Source organism: Arcicella gelida (genome assembly GCF_034931025.1).
GTDB lineage: Bacteria > Bacteroidota > Bacteroidia > Cytophagales > Spirosomataceae > Arcicella > Arcicella gelida.
On sequence record NZ_JAYGIL010000014.1, the window covers coordinates 29,126 to 47,027 of the forward strand.

Sequence of the window (17,902 nt, forward strand, 5' to 3'; positions counted from 1 at the left end):
ATACTTTTTATTGAAATATTGTACCAGCCAACACATTTGGTTCTTGCCAAAGAAAAATTACCTTTAATTCCGCATAAAAAAAGCCCATGCTTCTAAATATACATCAATATCATTCGGATAATCGTGTTTTCCACCGATTACTTTCAATAAGGTTACTTCTGGTTTCTTTTTTTCTTTGAAAGTATATTTCTCGATTGTTTTATGGTCGTTCGGGTCATTATCGGGTAATTTTTCTAAGCTTGGTTCGCCTTTGTAACCCGCAAGACTTGCCCAATAATCAAAAGTACGGTCGGTTGAACGAACAAAACCTAAATTAACAGTCGGACCAAGTTTTACTTCTCCGCCTTGATAAGGATTAATCGGGTCTAAAGTACCATTGACAATCATTACAGGTTTCGCAATTCTTTTTTCAGCACAATCTAAATTGTTTGTATCAGGCAAATTAGCAACGATTGCCGTGATGGCTCTAAACTTTTCGGGCATCGTCAGGGCTAATTTATACGCCATATGTCCACCGCCAGAAGTACCAACAGCAAAGACTTTCTTGTCATCAATTTGATATTTCTCTTTGAAGTAGCTAATCATTTGTCCGAAAAAAGCTTCTTCATTGATGTTCTCTTGATTTGCAGCAGAATTTGCTGTTTTTCTACATTCATTCCAATAACGTTTGTAGCCATTTGGAAAAACCAAGAGTATATTTTCTTTCGCCGCTAATTCCTCAAATTTTTTGGTAGGTTCATAATTTCCATACTTTCGGATAAGCATTCCGTCGCCTTGCGAGCCATGTAAAATAAACACTAAAGAAGCTTTGGCTTTGCTTGTTGGTAAATAATAGAAGCTTCGAGAATGGTTTTCAATCATCATCGAATCAGAAAGAATTTGTGCTTTTGCTAGTTGACAGCAACAGATAAATAGCATTAACGAAAGTAATTTTTTCATAGTAAATGGAGATTTTTTTGGATTAGGAAAAATATCGTTTTGCTGTCGAAATTAGTGAATTTTCTTTAGAGAACCCCTGTTTCAAGCTCATCCAAATAAATAAACTCAGGAGATTTTACGCCTGCTTCTTTTCTAATCTGTACTAACTTTGGCGACTCAAAGAAGTTTTTGGCATTTTCAAGCGAAATCCAAACCGAAAAGTGTACGATTTTATTAGGTTCTTGCTCATACTTCAAAACTTGATATGAGATTTCTCCTGCTTCTTTTCTGATGCCAGCGGCATTATCAAATACTTTTTTCCAAGCGGGATAATCCGCTACTTCATGGATAATTAAAACGTGTTTCATCGTTATTTAAGTTTTTTATCTGTGTTCTAATTTTGCCAAAAGTAAACCAACCACTGTACCAGATAAAAACACAAAAAGAAGATACACCAAACCTAAGTAGATATAAGATAAAATAATTTTTAGTATTCTTGATTTTAGCGGTAAGTAGTCGAAAAGCTGAATAAGTACCCAGAAAGTATATGCAATACCAATAACATCGGGAATGGTTAAAATGCCTAAGCCATTTTTTCTATCAAATAGTAATACAAGAGGGAAAAAAAATAGTCTCAAAGCAATATGAAAACCCGAAATAAAGGCATTAATAACAATATGTTGAATAAAATTGTAGCGTTCCTTTTTGAAAGCCCAATATGTACTTAGCGAAGAAATTGGAATCAAAATTAAAGTTGATAAAGCATAATTAGCACTTATCCAGTCGATAATTTTGGAGACATCTACTACCTTTTTTGTATCAACATCGGGAATTGCATTGAAAAACGAAGTAATATCAAAGTAATGAATAACAAAGCCGTAAATCCCAGCAACTACCAGCACAAATGAAATCGGCTTGAAATGCTGTACTCTTCGTCCAGCAATAAATTCTTTGATAGAATAGCCAGGACGAGTAGATAACTCTTTGAGGGTAAATAGAATACCTTTATCTAAATTCAAAAGACCTTGTTGTATATCATGCCAAAGGAAATGCGAATTAATCTCATGTGTATCAGCAGCTTGTCCACATTCGCTACAAAAATTTCCTTCAAAATGGCTATTACAGTTCTTACAGTTAGTCATAGATTAATGAGTTGATACTGAAAGATAGAGATTTTCAATTAATGTTTCAAATCTGATATTGAAACATCATTTTTCGTATTTGTTAGAAATATTTCTCCAACAATTACGGAAGTACTTAGAAATCTAATCAGAGTTGGAACAAACTACATACGACTACTGCATAATTTCCGATGAAACTAATACGAAATCGTACTTCTCAATCAAACGATAGGTATCAAATGTAAGCGAACCATCATATTTAATCCTACGTCTAAGGCTTCTTATATCAACCAGCACCCACTTTTCTTTATCGTATAATTTTGAAAATACTTTGGGGTTTTCGTTATGATCACTTTCAAAATCATCAATAATTTTCCCTTTTTCAGTGGTGTATCTTACCATGCAATACACATTGGCGAAATTAGTTTTGTTATGTTCTGCTACTTCAAAAATAGCATTTCCTATATCGTAAACTTTTGTTATCAAATTCATTCCTCTTGCCAAATGATTACTTCCCATTTTGAAGAATATTTTTTCATCTTTTGTTTTCAGAGCATCATAATATTTATAGAAATTCCTTTTCATTAAGCTTGCTCTTTTGGCATTGTCACTTTCAATGTAAATCTCTTTTGAAATTTTAATTTCATTGGCTAATTGTTTTAAACTTGGCGACTTCACTACTTTGGTTAAACTATCTAAGAGTTTGCCATTTGGCATCCACCATTTAGCCAATAGACTGTCGGCAACAGGCTTGTATTGTTGTTTCAAAGAATTGGGAACTCCGCTGTATAATTTGTTAATACAATAAGGAAATGTCATTTGAAATTCTTGGTCAATTCCCCAAATAGAATAATTCAATTTGCTGGCAGTTTGTAGCATTTGAATATCTTCCTTAGTTGCAAAAAAAGGGAATGATGGCATTTTATGACTATCTTTTGAAAAACTTAAAATCGTTTCCAATGGATTATTAGTTTTAGCGATTTTCGTTAATTCAGATGCCACGAACGGACTTGTTTCTATGCACCAAGTTTTATAACCATTTTTTGAAGCACTTTCCAAAGCAAAGCTTGTCAGCTTAGATAACATTGACGAATTATGATACTCTCCCCAAGCAACAAATTGATTTTCGGTAAAAAGATTTTCAAGGATTGTCCATCCTTTTCCATCAGGTTTTTGTCCGTCGAAAGTAAAGTAATTGGTATTTTCAGCGATACATTTGTTCAATCTTTGTTCATCAGTGAGGGCTTGTTTGGTTTGTCCGAAAGTAAAATTGACAATAAATAGGCAAAAGATTAAGAGGCATTTTTTCATTGTGATGATTGATTATGTGTTTTTAGAATAATTTGAATGCTGACTTTGATAATTGGGACAAAACATTTTAGATTTCATTCAATAGGGTTGGGATTAATCCCAACTCTATTGAATTTTAAGGATTTATAGAAATATTTTCAGTCTTAGTTTTCCCCTTTCTTTCTGGAAAGAATAAATTCAATTTCTTCTCTACCTCTAAATATTTTATCGGGTAAATATATACTTAAACCATTTTCAGGCTTTAAAAGAATGCCATTCTTTGTTTTAACGATGTCTTTAAGACCGTCCCATTTAAGCTCGCCATTTGCGAATGTGCTATTGTGTTTTATCGTTGCTTCATTAAACTCAAGTGTTATTGGCTGATTGAGTACTTTACTATCCAATCTGTCTTTTAGCCACTTTTTCTTCTCATGGTAAACCTTGTAAAACTCATAAATTCCCAAACTACAAAAGACTAAAGGAAATATACTTAGCTTATTATTTTTATCCAATAAATACAAACCTATTCCAAAAACTATCATAATTGTTGCAAGAACAGGTTCATATTTTTTTAGCTTTAATGAAGAAATCATTTCCCGATAAGCTTCTTCATAGTATTGCCTATCAGGTACATAAGTCAAACTGAAATTCATTGATTGTGGAATTATGGTTATTAAAATACTTCGAAATAGCAAAGAAAATAAAACACTCCGTAGGAGTAAAATATCGGTAGAAATGTTTTGCTAAAGATTACCATAGTTCCGTAGGAACGGTATATTTCGTTCCTACGGAACTATGTGTGGGAAAAATGTTTGTGATTTTCTACCGATATATTGTCCCTATCGGGACTTTGCATTTGGTGGTGTTTTTTCTGCCAAGTTTTCTATGAAATTTGGTTTTAATAATTGGTGCGTTGCTTACGCTCGTGTTGTTGGAGAAGAAACTTTGATAATGGCTAAAGAAGCCCGAAATCCTGCTTTTTGGGTAGGTGCTGTTATACGTTGCCATTTTCTCCGTTTAAATATTTGTCAAAGTCAAATTTCTCGCTATTCACATCGTCAACAAATTGTCTGACAGATTTATTTATCAGTTCAATTTTGTATGGGTCTTGAATTAGTCCATACACTTTCCCTTTGTTGTCAATGGCGATATAATTCCCATCTTGCAAGTCTTTGATTTGATAAAAGAGTTTTCCGTCAGCTTCAAACTCACCAAGATTTGTTAAATCAAGTTGTTTACAGGTCAATCCTTTAACAAGTTTTTCAATTTTTGTATCTGCTACAAACTTGCTTTTACTTTTTTTAAATGATGATAGGTCAACTTGAAAGTTATTAAAGTCTAAAATGCTTTTTCCAATTTCAAAACCTACCCAAAGTCCATCAAAAATCGTAATGTTTAAAGTGAATACTTGACCGTCCTGCTTTATTATAATATTCTCCAATTCAAACTGCTTTCCCTTAGTCATTGATTTGTCAGATTGAGAAGGGTCAAAGCCGATTGTGTAGAAATGTCCACTCATTGCATGATTTACAGAAAAACTTCTATAAAGTCCTTTGTCAAGACCGTCCGATAAAAATTGAAATTCAGCAGGCAACTGAGTAAAGACTTGTCGAAAAAAGTCAAGTGCTTTTCTGTCAATTTTCCAATTTGTTTTTTTAAATATTCCAAACATAGTTGTCTGTCTTTTTATGGTTACGCATAGCCCCCTAATATGCGAAAGGTTAGTAGTAATTTCAGTATTCCTAATGTACACAAACTTTCCAATCCCCTAAAAGTATCACATTAACCCTAAACATAAAAATCCCAAAACATCTTTCTGCTTAGAATTTATTATACGGTAATTCCTTCGCAACAAAATGATACATTGAACTTCCTTCCTGCACATTGCAGGAACAAAATGATAGACTGAAATTCCCTCCTGCAAGTTGCAGGAGTAAAAAGATACGCTGAAATTCCCTCCTGCAAGTTGCAGGAACAAAATGATACGCTGAAATTCCTCCCTGCACGATGCAGGAGCAAAACATCGGGTGATAATTCCTTCCTGCAACTTGCAGGGAGGAATTAACCCACAAAAGAGAATAGCCACTAACATTTTCCACTGTAATTTCCCTGCTCTTTTATTTAGATTTACTCATAAACTGCCATGAACCTTTCATTATCTTCAATGCGTCTTTTCATTTTATGTTCCTTTTTGGTATTTAATCAAACAACTTTTGCTAATACACCTTGTCGGGTCACGGCTTTGAGGTGTGAGTATTTGGTTAATCCTTTGGGAATTGATGCTCCTTCGCCACGCTTTACTTGGCAGTTGTCGGATGCTCGACAGGGGGCAAAACAAAAGGCGTATCAGGTTTTAGTCAGTACTGATTCTTTGGCTTTGAGCAAAGGCATTGCTTCTGAATGGAATACTGGTCAAAAAAATACTTCCCAAACCTTAGTGAGCTACCAAGGCAAGGCTTTACAGGCTTTTACTAAATACTTTTGGCGTGTAAAGATTTGGGATAAAGACGGACAAACGACGACTTCTGACATTGCCACTTTTGAAACGGGCATGATGAACATGAGTAATTGGCAAGGTGCTTGGATTAGCGATTCGAGGGAGGTAAATACCAAACCTGCTCCATATTTTAGAAAGAGTTTTCAGAGCAACAAGCAAATCGTTTCGGCACGTGCTTATATTGCCGTGGCTGGTTTGTATGAATTGTATATCAATGGTGAAAAAATCAGCAATCACCGCCTCGACCCGATGTACACTCGTTTTGATAGACGTACTTTGTATGTGACGCACGATGTAACGAAGCAATTGCAAAAAGGTAAAAATGCCATTGGTGTACTCTTGGGCAATGGCTGGTACAATCATCAATCGACAGCCGTTTGGTATTTTCACGAAGCTCCGTGGCGTGGGCGACCAACTTTTTGTATGGATATTCGGGTGAAATATGCCGATGGCACAAGCGAAGTAATTGTCACGGGCAAGGATTGGAAAACGGCTTTGAGTCCGATTATTTTTAACAGTATTTATACCGCAGAACATTACGATGCCCGATTGGAACAAGCCGATTGGAACAAAGCTAATTTTGATGATAAAGCTTGGAAAGAAGTCATTTTCAGAACTGCTCCTTCTAATAATATCGTCGCTCAGGCATTGCATCCGATTAGAAATGTAGAAGAAATTCCGAGTAAAAGTTTGAATAGAATCAATGATACTACTTTTGTTTTTGACTTGGGCAGAAATATTTCGGGCGTAAGTAAAATTAAAGTTTCGGGCAAAGCAGGAACGATTTTACGTTTGAAACATTCAGAAAGATTATATCCGAACGGAAGAGCGGATTTATCAAATATTGATGTGCATTATCGCCCGACGGATGATAAAGATCCTTTCCAAACGGATATTATTATACTTTCGGGAAAAGGCGAAGAAAGTTTTATGCCACATTTTAATTATAAAGGCTTTCAATATGTAGAAGTGACCAGTTCTCAGCCTATTCAATTGAGCAAAGAAAGTCTTTCAGGCTATTTTATGCACAGCGATGTGCCTGTGGTTGGCAATGTGAGTACTTCAAACCCTACCATTAATAAAATTTGGGCGGCTACCAATGTTTCTTACTTGTCGAATCTATTTGGTTATCCGACGGATTGTCCGCAAAGAGAGAAAAACGGTTGGACAGGCGATGCCCATATCGCCAGCGAAACGGGTTTATATAATTTTGACGGCATTACAATTTACGAAAAATGGCTCGCTGACCATCGTGACGAACAACAAGCCAATGGTGTTTTGCCATCCATTATTCCTACCGATGGTTGGGGTTATGAATGGGGCAATGGCCCAGACTGGACAAGTACCATCGCCATTATTCCTTGGAATATCTATTTGTTTTATGGCGATACCAAGATTTTGGCAGATAACTACGAAAACCTCAAACGATACGTCAATCACATTGAATCCATTAGTCCAAACGGATTAACGACTTGGGGCTTGGGCGATTGGGTGCCTGTGAAATCAAAATCGCCTGTTGAATTAACGTCTTCGGCTTACTATTTTGTAGATGCCAGCATCTTGGCAAAAAACGCTAAATTATTCGGTAAAACCGCTGATTATGAATATTACTCAGCTTTGGCAGAAAAGATAAAAACAGCTTTCAACAACAAGTATCTTAACAAAACAACAGGCATTTACGGAAGCGGATTCCAGACAGAACTAAGCGTTCCGCTGTATTGGGGATTAGTGCCAGAAGAACTAAAAGCCAAAGTAGCCGAAAATTTAGCCAAGCGAGTAGCCGCCGACAACAATCATTTAGATGTGGGTTTATTGGGTACAAAAGCCATTTTGAATGCTTTAAGTGAAAATGGTTATGCTGATGTAGCGTATAAAATCGCTTCGCAAGAAACGTTTCCTTCTTGGGGCTGGTGGATTGCCAACGGGGCAACGTCACTCTTTGAAAACTGGCCGATTGATGCCAAAAGCGATATTTCGATGAATCATATCATGTTTGGTGAAATTGGGGCTTGGTTGTACAAAGGCATCGGGGGCATCAAACCTGATGCTTCGCAGGCAGGTTTTAAAAATATCATTTTAGCCCCTAATTTTGTAGAAAACTTAAACGCTTTTGAAGCATCGCATGATAGTCCGCAAGGCAAAATCATTTCTTCATGGAAAAGGGTAGGAGAGAAGATTGTCTATACAATCACCATTCCAGCCAATGCAACGGCGACGGTTTTATTAAATGTAAAAACCAATCAGCATATTCAAAAGCAGTATTCGGTAACTGAAAAAAGTATTTCCATTACGCATAAACAATTAAAAATTAATCCATTATCAGCAGGAACGTATCAGTTCGAGATTCAGTAAATTAACCCAAACATGAAAAAAAGTATTTTTTCTCTATTCCTTATTTTAGCAGCATCCATCGCTTTTGCACAAGTAGCACCACAGCCATTGTTTAAACCAGAGGTAAAAAAAGTATTGTTTCTAGGCAATAGCATTACTTATGCAGGCAATTATGTCAATGACATTGAGGCTTATTGTATCGCACATTTTCCTAATCAAAAGATTGAATTTATCAATGTAGGTTTGCCCAGTGAAACCGTTTCGGGATTGTCGGAAGAGGGGCATGCCGACGGAAGATTTCCCCGACCAGATTTACACGAACGGCTATCAAGAGTATTAGCCAAAACAAAACCCGATTTGGTTTTTGCCTCTTACGGCATGAACGACGGCATTTATTTGCCTTTAGATTTAGTCCGATTTCAGAAATTCAAAGATGGTATTCAATGGTTACACGACAAAGTTGTGGCTTCTGGAGCAAAAATTATTCACCTTACGCCCCCAATTTATGATGAAGCAAGAGGTAAGAAAATAGGCTATTCAGATGTATTGGATGCGTATTCAGATTGGTTGTTGAGTCAAGTAAAAACGGTAAAATGGGAAGTAATAGATGTACATTATCCGATGCAAAGAGTATTAGACGCACATCGTAGATTAGACCAAAGAATCGGTATTGAAAGCAATTTTACATTAGCAAATGATGGTATTCATCCAGCCGAAGCAGGACATTGGATTATGGCAAAAAGCATTTTGATGCACTTGGGAGCAAAAGAAATCATCAAAGCAGGAACGATTCAGGCAACGCTTACGAACATTGAAAACCCAGATGCTTTTATGAAACTGATTACCGAAAGACAAAATATTTTAAAAGATGCTTGGCTAACAAATATCGGACATTCACGTCCAGAAATGAATAAAGGTTTACCATTGGAAGAAGCACAAACGAAAGCAGCGGAATTGGAAGTACAGATTCGGGAAATGGTGAGGTAAAGTCGTTAATGCTGTTTTACTTCATAAAGTAATCAAAGTATTCTTACATTTGTCAAATATCAGTACATAATACAGTAATTAAATCGTTATCCACGCTTATTTTGTGTCTGATTATTTCAGACTCTCTCTTATGTTGAAAAAATAGCACAACAAACAAAAATTTCAGTGCGATTGACACAGCAGAAATAGAAATAAAAAAAGTATTAATTCTGATTGGAGAACAGGCTACTGGAAAAAGTACGATTGCCAAAATCATTTACTTTTTCAAATCTCTTAGAGATGGTTTATTCAATCAAATTTATAATGATGCTGAAAGAGATTTCTTAGATACCTTAATATTGAATATTATTACAATCTCGAAGAAGATAAATATTTAAGCCTCTGTTTAAATGAAAATAAAAGCCTATGAATTTTTCAGCAATTCAGCTTAAAACTCATAGGCTTTTTAAATTTATTCAATGATTTTAGAAAGTGAAACGAAGCGTTACACCATAAGTAGCTGGGTCACCTAATACAGCAGCGTAATGTCCTGCATTTCCTGCTGCTGGTAATAATTGTTCGAAATAATCTTTGTTCAAGATATTTCTACCCCAAATTAATACCGAAAGTCCATTTGAAGCACGGAAGCCAATTCTACCATTAACGATATTGTAACCTTCAATATTCAAAAATTTAGATGGCGAAGCACTTGATGAGAACGTTGTACGAGCATAAGAATCAAGTGCAATAAAATAATTTCCTTTCAAAGTCATAAATTTTCCAGCTGTTGTGAATTCTCCTCCTAATGAGCCTGCCCATTTAGAAATTCCTGGTAAATCGCCCCCAGAAACATCTTTAAAAGCTGATTCTCCGCCTGTTTCTTCTAACGGAACTGGTGCATTTTTAAATGAAACATATTTTCCATCTGTATATGAAACCGCTCCATTGAATGAAAAATGACTGCCTACTCTAATACTTCCGTCAACTTCAACACCTTTTACTCTTACTTTTTCAGCATTCGCTAAATAACCTCTATTTACACCAACTTCAGCCGTTTGAACTTGCGTTTGGTAATCTTTAATTTCAGTATTATAAATGGTTACATTTAAAGACGTTTGAGATGTTGGTCTTGTTTTTACACCTAATTCATAATGTGTTACAAATTCAGGTTTTACTTTGGCTAAATCAATCAAAACGGCTCCATTAGCAGTTGGAAGTCCACCAAGGTTTACGCCAACTGGCTTATAACTATTTGCATAAGTAGCAAAAACGTTCAAAGATTTACTTGGTTTGTATGCCAATGTTACTTGTCCAGACAAATTGTTTTCGTTTACACTAAAATTAAACGCTTGATTTGTATAAACACCATTTTTCAAGGCTAATAAAGCTGGGTCAGTTGTTTGTAAACCGCCGTAAGTTTCACGTTTGTAATCCACATCTTTTTTATCGTAGTTGAAACGAAGACCCGGTAATAAATGTAATTTTTCAGTGATTGACCAGTCAACTTGGCTAAATACAGCAGCACCTAAAGTTTTAAGTCTTGAAGTTGTTTTTGTACCAAAACCATCAAATAAACCAGGTGTTTTCCATAAAGAAGAAGTTGAACTTTGTGAGAATCTCCACTGTGCAGAACCTGATTCTTCTGTTTGAACTGGGTCAGATGTTAAAAGTTGGTCAATCAAAAATACTCCAAAAACACCGCTCAATCTTTCAGAAAATTGTCCAGCATAACGAATCTCTTGTGTCCATTGGTCATGTCGTGAATTTCCTTGAGATTTTGTCAATACTGGTAAACCAATAAAATCTCTGTCATTTGATGGATCCCAAATCCAATAACGCCATGCAGTTGTTGAAGTAAGTGTTCCTTTACCAATTTTAGCATTAACATTGATGGAAGCTCCACCAAAATCGTTGTTTACTCTCCACGGAGAATCCGCATCTGTAATTCTGTCGAAAGGATTTGTTGTAGGTAATTTATACCCCAAATCAGCAATAATTGCATTGAATTGGCGATAAGCCGCACGTTTTGTCGTTACTACACCAGCCACAACTGTTGCATTTCCATCGGGTCTTTGGCGAGCATTATCACCTGCAAAAGTAATATTTACATTTTCAGATGGCGTATAAAGTAACTGTGCTCTAAAACCTAAGTTATTTAGTGAGTTTGTTGGTTTTAAAGTTGTAGTATTAAAAATTGTTCCATCTCTTTGTGTTCCAGAGAATGAAACTCTTGCTGCTAAAGTTTTACTGATTGGCCCTGTGATAGAAGCTTTTGCTTGGATATAATTCAAATTACCATAGCTTGTTTCAAAAGTTGCTCCCGGCGTAAAGCTTGGGGCTCTTGTTGTGATATTAAAAGCACCAGCAGTAGTATTTTTACCGAAAAGCGTACCTTGTGGACCACGAAGTACTTCGATACGATCTACATCAACAAAGTCGATAGCTGTTGCCGCAGGTCTTGCATAATAAACTCCATCAACATAGAATCCAACGCCTGGGTCAATACCATCGTTAGTAAGCCCAAACGATGAGCCTAATCCACGAATATTTAATGTTGTGTTTCTCCCATTTGAAGAATATAATTGCACTGATGGAATTAATTCTTTCAAACGGTTAGGGTTAAACGCACCAGCATCTTCTGCTTTTGCACCACTAATAACAGCGATTGGAATTGGAATATCTTGGATTGATTCTTGGCGACGTCTTGAAGTAACTACCACATCAGAAAGTTCGTTAGTACTTTCTTCAATAGAAATTTCTACTTTATTGGTATTGATTACAACTTCTTTTTTCTGATAACCAACAAAGGATACTACCAAAGTAAATGGCAATTTTTGTCCTGTAATCAGCGAAAACTCTCCATTGGCATCTGTAGAAGCACCGTTAGTTGTTCCTTTAATTACTACTGATGCTCCAATGATTAAGTCATTTGTTTTTGAATCAATTACTTTACCTGAAATAGTAGCATTGATAATTGGCTTATCCTGAGCTGATGTTAAAAAAGGTAATATTATTGCCAAGATTAGCAAGGTTGATTTGAAAATTTGTTTCATCGAGTGATAGATATTTTATATTGTTCTTGTGTTTATTTTAGGAATTAAATCTATAATATTTATAGACTAAATTCCTTAAAAAAAATCCTAGAATGGTATTTCTAAGACCTCAAATTATATTTTCATTTTCGATAATGAGTGCAAGTTAAGTATTTTATTCTATATAGTATATATAAATGATATACTATATGGAATAATCATTTAAAAATACAATTCTATATTTGAATTATTTTAATATAATCTAAAGATTAATAAACTTATGTACAATTTTAACGATTGAATTTAAGTGAGTTTAATTTATGAAATTGTTTTTTCTGATTATTTGCTTGAGTCTCTATGCTTTTGTTGAGTATATTTTGTTGTTTTTTCTTGAATAAATCTGGATTACCAATGGCTGTAGCCGGAAGATGGCTAAAGGTGGAATCAGCCCTATGAATCTTGTTGTGAATGACGTTAGTTCTATTGAATAAGTATGGTGAAATTCCTGCAACAGCCTCTCTACAAGCTGAACATAGACGGAGGATTAATCTATTTTGGTGATTTTTAAATCTGTAAAATGAGCAACCGTACTAATATCCAACCAAAGCCCAATACTTCCTCGAAGGTCTTTGCCTTGTTTTAAATCATTGACAATTAAAGTAGGCTGATTTGCTCCATTTACATACAATTGTGCCGTTTCGTCTTTAACAACGATTTTAATTTTAGTCCATTCGCCCACTTCCAAATCGGCATAAGCTTCATATTTTTCAGGAAATTCTTTTCTGAGTTTTTCCCAAGGAAAATGAGGATATGAAACGTACTGTGTGGCATGATTTCTACGAACTTGGTCGTTAGCTCTGCCGTTGGTTGGGCGTATATAAAAAATTTCGTACTGCGAAGTATCCGCTTTTACCCTAAAAGCAAGTCCAACAAAACCTCTTGCACCTTCAATAGGATTTTTATTTAACTCCCCCGTGATAGAAAGTTCAATTGTACCATTATGAAAATCCAAATCATTCAAACGGGCAAAAGTATATTTTTGGTTGCTGTCTGTTACTTTTGATTGTTCGAGTACTAAAGCTTCTTTTCCTTTAAAAGTATCATTTTTAATACTCACGCCATAAGGAGTAAAATTGCTGATTTTCAAAGGAATAGATTGAGAAATTGCCTTTGAGTAAGTCAATAAAAATAAAATCGAAAGGAATGCTTTACTGAAATTTTTCATAAAAAAGACTGATTATGGTTCTAACGTTGTACGAATAAAAGCTTTTAAAGCGTCTGTAATTTCTACTAATAAGGCTGGAGAAGTTTTGGTTTCATCATCCTTTTTTACGTGACGCAATCTATGTTCATACGCCAAACTCACCAAATTATTGCAGCCTTTGTCTTTTCTGGCTTTGAACCCACTTTTCTACTGAACCAAAGCGGTTTCATCAGCCTTGACAAAAGTACAAGTTAGTATTGATTGTACTAAATAAATACACAATCCCAAAGCCTAAAACACAGAGTATCAGTAAGCCTATTTTTAATGATTTTCTTCTTGAAAAATGCCATATTGTATTATTTATAGACTTAGGGAAGGTTTTAAGTAGTTAAACAAATATTTTCAGGTATTTCATCCTGCGTTATTTAGAAGGACAAGCTAATAAAGGGTAATTCATCAACACGATTATTTTTGCTCAACTACTTAAAATCTCTTTCATGCCTATTTTTTTGCTATTTTACTTCAAATCAATCGTTACATGATTGATTCTTCCTGAATAAGTAAATGGAACAGTATATTTTTCGGTTACAGCTGTTACTTGGTCTTTCCCTACTTCAATACTTTCGTAGAAACCTACCGTTGGCAAGGTTCTTTTTACTTTTACTTCGCTTACTTTTTTATCATTGATGTACAAAATAGCTGTGGCGGGAGCGTTGTTTACGTTTTCAGTTCCTTCGTAGTTAAAATCTACTTTTAGTGAATTTTTACCTGCTTTTATTACATCGCTCGAAGTAGCATAAACTTTTTCATCGCCATTATTGTAGGTAAACCATAATTGGTTTTTCTGGACATACAAACTTAATCCACCTGCTCTACCACCAATAGCCAATAATACTCCGTCTGCACCTTTTTCGGGTACAACAACATCAGCCTTAATACTTAGTGAACGACCGCCCAATTTTGGTGCAGTGCCTTCAAAAATCTGTGAGGTTTGCGGATACAAAACCAATTGTTTGCGGTTGTCGAAAATCGTTGGCGATGGAGCAGGGACAGAACCAGTACCATCTTTCAATGGATAAACATTGTACTTCCAAGCTTGTGCATCAAACAATTCTTTCAATTCTTGTAATTTTTCTGGATGCTTTTCTGCCAAATTATTACGCTCGTTAAAGTCTTCGTTGAGGTTGTACAATTCCCAAACGTCTTTGTCGAAAGGCTGTTTTTTCACGTGTAAAGTACCTGCTTTCCAACCGTCTTTATAAATCGAACGAGAACCCATGATTTCGTAGTGTTGCACGGTATGGCGAGAAGGAAGCGTCGGATTATCAATGCTATACGCCAAACTTGTGCCTTCGATGGGTTCTTGCGGATAACCGTTAATTACCGTTGCTACTTTTACGCCCGTCAGTTCAACGGTTGTCGGTAAAATATCAATCAAGTGTGTATATTGGTTACGAATACCGCCTTTGTCTTTGATGCCTTTTGGCCAGAAAATAATCAAAGGGTTGTGCGTACCGCCCTCAGAGTTGGCATCTTGTTTCCAATGTTTGAAAGGCGTATTGGTTGCTTGAGCCCAACCCAAAGGATAATTTGGACTTGAATATTCTGTACCAATTTGGTCAATCAATGCCAAGTTCTTCTTCAAACGTTGTTCTGGCGTTAAATCTGGGTCGAAATTACGATGGGCTCTTCCTTCAAATGTTCCTTCTTTACTTGCTCCGTTGTCGCCAACCGAGACAATCACAAGGGTATTTTCTAACTGACCACTTTCTTTCAAGAAATTGATAACTCTTCCAATTTCAAAGTCGATGTGCGTTAAGAAACCAGCATATACTTCAAAAAATTTAGCATATAATTTCTTTTCATCAGCCGATAAGGCATCCCAAGCTTTCAGCCCTGGTCCACGTTCTGGCAACACAGCGTCTTTAGGAATTACGCCCAAACGTTTTTGATTTTCGATAACGATTTCACGGTATTTGTCCCAACCAAAGTCGAATTTGCCTTTGTATTGGTCGCTCCAATATTTATCCACTTGGTGCGGTTCGTGACCAGCACCGGGAGTAAAGTATAAGAAAAAGGGTTTTTCGGGAGCAAGTGATTTTTGTTCGGCAATCAAATTGATGGCTTTGTCTGCCATTTGGGTACTGAATAATTTACCTTTTTCTGGAATTACTTTTTTGGTATCTTCCCAAACCACAGGATTATATTGGTCGGTTGATCCACTCAAGAAGCCGTAGTAATGGTCGAAACCTCTACCCGTTGGCCAGCGATTGAAGGGCCCAATAGGTGTAGCATCTTTGGCGGGAGTCAAATGCCATTTACCAACGGCATAGGTATTATAACCATTTTCACGTAAAATTTCGGCAATGGTTGCTTTTTCAAAAGGCATATAGCCGTCATAACCGGGCGTTCCACCGCCAGTTTGCGGAAAAAGTCCCATGTGAACCGAATGCGAATTGCGACCCGTCAACAAAGCCGCACGAGTAGGCGAACAAATAGCCGTTGTGTGAAAATTGGTATAACGCAAACCGTTGTTAGCCAAGCTATCCAAAGTAGGTGTTTTGATTAAACCACCATAAGTACTGATTGCACCAAAACCTACGTCATCTAATAATATCCACACCACATTGGGGGCGTTTTTGGGAGCTTTGGCATAATGTTGTCCCCATGATTCTTGGGTTTCGGCAAATGTTTTACCTAATTTTCCTTGAAAAGGTTTTGTTGGGTCGTGTTGGGCAAAAATACTTAAACTAGATAATAGTCCAGTGAATGCCAGCGAAGCAGTTAGTTTTGAAAACTGTTTTGTTTTTTTGTGAATCATCATAATACTTTTATAATTGTGAGTTAGTGATTGAGTGAGTTTTGAATTTTTCGTAGCCTCTTGTGTGATATAATTCACTCATTCATCATTACTTCCAAAGTGTATTTTGCTCTAACAATGGATTATTATCAATTTCTGACTGTGGAATTGGGTATAATCTATGTTTGTCGGTTGCATTGGTTTTGCCTACTTTGTGTAAATTTGCCACGAAAGAACTCTTTCCTGTAGCATCTTTTTGACGAATCAAATCAAACCACCGTTGGTATTCGAATACTAATTCTAAACGACGATCAAGATATAAAGCTTCACGGAATTGGTCTTTGCTTAGACCTTCTGCAAGGTTGGGCAAGCCTGCTCTGTTTCTTACTTTGTTCAATGATTTATAGGCTTTTGTCGTTGGTCCATTCAATTCATTTTCAGCTTCTGCGTGAATTAACAATACTTCTGCATAACGAATGATGGCAACATTGGCAGCCGATTCGTTGGTTGGCGATAAAGAATTAGGGTCCCAAGTTTTATTGAAAAATGGCGTTGAATCATTGGGAACAGCCGTATTGACAATCGGTAAAGCGTACTTTCTACCATTTGAAGGACTCGTGAAACTTGTTACAAATGTTACTCTTTTTCTTTTGTCGCTTGGCTGGTATAATTTATAAACGCTAAAGAATTTATCATTTCCAACCGTGTAAAAACGCACCATATCAGCATAAGAACCTGTTAATCCCGGAATTGATGTTAAGATAGAACGTGGGTTTTGGTTATTCCCTTGTCCAATTGAATTTGATTTAAACTGTGCAGAGAAAATATGTTCTTTACCATTTTTGGTAGCTGGTAAAAATACATCCGCATAATTTGCAAATAAATCATAACCATAAGCACCTGTTCCGCCATCGGCTGGCGATAATACTTCTTCCGCTTTTTTAATAGCATCAGCATAATGTTGTGTAAGATTCAAAGGGAAAGAAGCTTTGGTTAAATATACTTTCGCTAAAAGTGCTTTTGCTGCACCAGAAGTAGCACGTCCAACATCTGGCGAAGCATAAGTATTAGGTAAAACGCTCGCTGCTTCTGTCAAATCTTTTTCAATTTGCTGATAAACAGCAGTTGAAGGAGATTTCGCAATGGCATAATCGTTTGCATTAACATACTTTTGGTAGCTTGTAATCAAAGGAACGTCGCCGTATAAACGGACTAAATTGAAATAATATAAAGCTCTCAGGAATTTGGTTTCGCCTAATAATCTGTTTTTAAGTGTTGCATCAAATTCAATTGTTGGAATTTTTTCTAAAGCTACGTTTGCTTTTTTAATGGCAGCATAATGTTGTTGCCATAATTCATACACCCTCAAATTAGCAGATGAATGTGCTAATACTGCCAATGAACGTACATCTGAATTAGTTGCTCCTGGCCCTGGGTCTTCATCATCGCCTGCAAAATTCATTCCTGTGTTGAACAAAGTATTGTAGGGAGTTTGCACAGTACTTCCTCCAGAATTTAATAAGAAATAAACAGCGTTTACCGCATTGATGGCATCTGTCTGGGTTTTATAAAATTGTTCTTCTGAAATAATTGATTCAGGTTTTTCTTTTAAGAATGACTCGCAAGAAGTAGCTGAAAATCCAATACTTGCAAGGGCGATATATTTTAATAATTTCATGGGATTTAATTGCATTAGGCTGTAAGCAGTAGGCTTTAGGCTTTTGTTTGTTTGCCTATTGCCTA

General features: G+C 36.0%; 13 protein-coding genes. 2 read left to right on the forward strand and 11 right to left on the reverse strand.

Annotation, left to right across the window (positions count from 1 at the left end; translation table 11 throughout):
* Positions 1 to 63: 63 nt before the first annotated feature.
* The 6 genes from VB776_RS12755 to VB776_RS12780 form a co-directional block, all read right to left on the reverse strand.
* Positions 64 to 939, reverse strand: coding sequence for an alpha/beta hydrolase family esterase (locus tag VB776_RS12755; protein ID WP_323330225.1), 876 nt, complete (start codon positions 937 to 939; stop codon positions 64 to 66).
* A gap of 65 nt (positions 940 to 1,004) precedes the next feature.
* Positions 1,005 to 1,286, reverse strand: coding sequence for an antibiotic biosynthesis monooxygenase (locus VB776_RS12760; protein ID WP_323330228.1), 282 nt, complete (start codon positions 1,284 to 1,286; stop codon positions 1,005 to 1,007).
* Between the two features lie 15 nt (positions 1,287 to 1,301).
* Complete coding sequence (locus tag VB776_RS12765; protein WP_323330230.1) at positions 1,302 to 2,060, reverse strand: DUF3667 domain-containing protein; 759 nt, start codon at positions 2,058 to 2,060, stop codon at positions 1,302 to 1,304.
* Between the two features lie 153 nt (positions 2,061 to 2,213).
* Positions 2,214 to 3,350, reverse strand: coding sequence for a hypothetical protein (locus VB776_RS12770; protein WP_323330232.1), 1,137 nt, complete (start codon positions 3,348 to 3,350; stop codon positions 2,214 to 2,216).
* Positions 3,351 to 3,493: 143 nt separating this feature from the next.
* A complete protein-coding gene (locus VB776_RS12775) occupies positions 3,494 to 3,982 on the reverse strand; it encodes a YcxB family protein (protein ID WP_323330234.1) in 489 nt (162 codons plus the stop codon).
* Between the two features lie 341 nt (positions 3,983 to 4,323).
* A complete protein-coding gene (locus VB776_RS12780) occupies positions 4,324 to 5,001 on the reverse strand; it encodes a hypothetical protein (RefSeq protein ID WP_323330236.1) in 678 nt (225 codons plus the stop codon).
* A 471-nt stretch (positions 5,002 to 5,472) separates the two neighbouring features.
* Here VB776_RS12780 and VB776_RS12785 point away from each other — a divergent pair, with 471 nt between their 5' ends.
* Both VB776_RS12785 and VB776_RS12790 read left to right on the forward strand, forming a co-directional pair.
* Positions 5,473 to 8,178: an alpha-L-rhamnosidase gene (locus VB776_RS12785; protein WP_323330238.1), complete on the forward strand. Its 2,706-nt coding sequence runs from the start codon at positions 5,473 to 5,475 to the stop codon at positions 8,176 to 8,178.
* Between the two features lie 12 nt (positions 8,179 to 8,190).
* The gene (locus tag VB776_RS12790) at positions 8,191 to 9,144 is read left to right on the forward strand and encodes an SGNH/GDSL hydrolase family protein (RefSeq protein ID WP_323330240.1); all 954 of its coding nucleotides are present in this window, start codon (positions 8,191 to 8,193) and stop codon (positions 9,142 to 9,144) included.
* Positions 9,145 to 9,608: 464 nt separating this feature from the next.
* Here VB776_RS12790 and VB776_RS12795 read toward each other — a convergent pair whose 3' ends face one another.
* From VB776_RS12795 to VB776_RS12815, 5 genes are all read right to left on the reverse strand, one after another.
* Complete coding sequence (locus VB776_RS12795) at positions 9,609 to 12,176, reverse strand: TonB-dependent receptor (RefSeq protein WP_323330242.1); 2,568 nt, start codon at positions 12,174 to 12,176, stop codon at positions 9,609 to 9,611.
* A 523-nt stretch (positions 12,177 to 12,699) separates the two neighbouring features.
* Positions 12,700 to 13,380 (reverse strand): hypothetical protein, encoded by a 681-nt coding sequence (locus VB776_RS12800; RefSeq protein ID WP_323330244.1) that lies wholly within the window; start codon positions 13,378 to 13,380, stop codon positions 12,700 to 12,702.
* Between the two features lie 12 nt (positions 13,381 to 13,392).
* Entirely contained in the window at positions 13,393 to 13,515 is a 123-nt protein-coding gene (locus VB776_RS12805) for a hypothetical protein (RefSeq protein ID WP_323330246.1), read from the reverse strand.
* Between the two features lie 361 nt (positions 13,516 to 13,876).
* On the reverse strand, positions 13,877 to 16,183 hold the full coding sequence (locus tag VB776_RS12810) for a sulfatase-like hydrolase/transferase (RefSeq protein WP_323330248.1): 2,307 nt from the start codon (positions 16,181 to 16,183) through the stop codon (positions 13,877 to 13,879).
* Positions 16,184 to 16,268: 85 nt separating this feature from the next.
* Positions 16,269 to 17,837, reverse strand: a complete 1,569-nt coding sequence (locus tag VB776_RS12815; RefSeq protein ID WP_323330250.1) for a RagB/SusD family nutrient uptake outer membrane protein — start codon at positions 17,835 to 17,837, stop codon at positions 16,269 to 16,271.
* Between the last annotated feature and the right edge of the window lie 65 nt (positions 17,838 to 17,902).

Coding starts and splice junctions, on each gene's coding strand:
- VB776_RS12755 (WP_323330225.1), bottom strand. CDS start 939: ATGAAAAAATTACTTTCGTTAATGCTATTTATCTGTTGCTGTCAACTA.
- VB776_RS12760 (WP_323330228.1), bottom strand. CDS start 1,286: ATGAAACACGTTTTAATTATCCATGAAGTAGCGGATTATCCCGCTTGG.
- VB776_RS12765 (WP_323330230.1), bottom strand. CDS start 2,060: ATGACTAACTGTAAGAACTGTAATAGCCATTTTGAAGGAAATTTTTGT.
- VB776_RS12770 (WP_323330232.1), bottom strand. CDS start 3,350: ATGAAAAAATGCCTCTTAATCTTTTGCCTATTTATTGTCAATTTTACT.
- VB776_RS12775 (WP_323330234.1), bottom strand. CDS start 3,982: ATGAATTTCAGTTTGACTTATGTACCTGATAGGCAATACTATGAAGAA.
- VB776_RS12780 (WP_323330236.1), bottom strand. CDS start 5,001: ATGTTTGGAATATTTAAAAAAACAAATTGGAAAATTGACAGAAAAGCA.
- VB776_RS12785 (WP_323330238.1), top strand. CDS start 5,473: ATGAACCTTTCATTATCTTCAATGCGTCTTTTCATTTTATGTTCCTTT.
- VB776_RS12790 (WP_323330240.1), top strand. CDS start 8,191: ATGAAAAAAAGTATTTTTTCTCTATTCCTTATTTTAGCAGCATCCATC.
- VB776_RS12795 (WP_323330242.1), bottom strand. CDS start 12,176: ATGAAACAAATTTTCAAATCAACCTTGCTAATCTTGGCAATAATATTA.
- VB776_RS12800 (WP_323330244.1), bottom strand. CDS start 13,380: ATGAAAAATTTCAGTAAAGCATTCCTTTCGATTTTATTTTTATTGACT.
- VB776_RS12810 (WP_323330248.1), bottom strand. CDS start 16,183: ATGATGATTCACAAAAAAACAAAACAGTTTTCAAAACTAACTGCTTCG.
- VB776_RS12815 (WP_323330250.1), bottom strand. CDS start 17,837: ATGAAATTATTAAAATATATCGCCCTTGCAAGTATTGGATTTTCAGCT.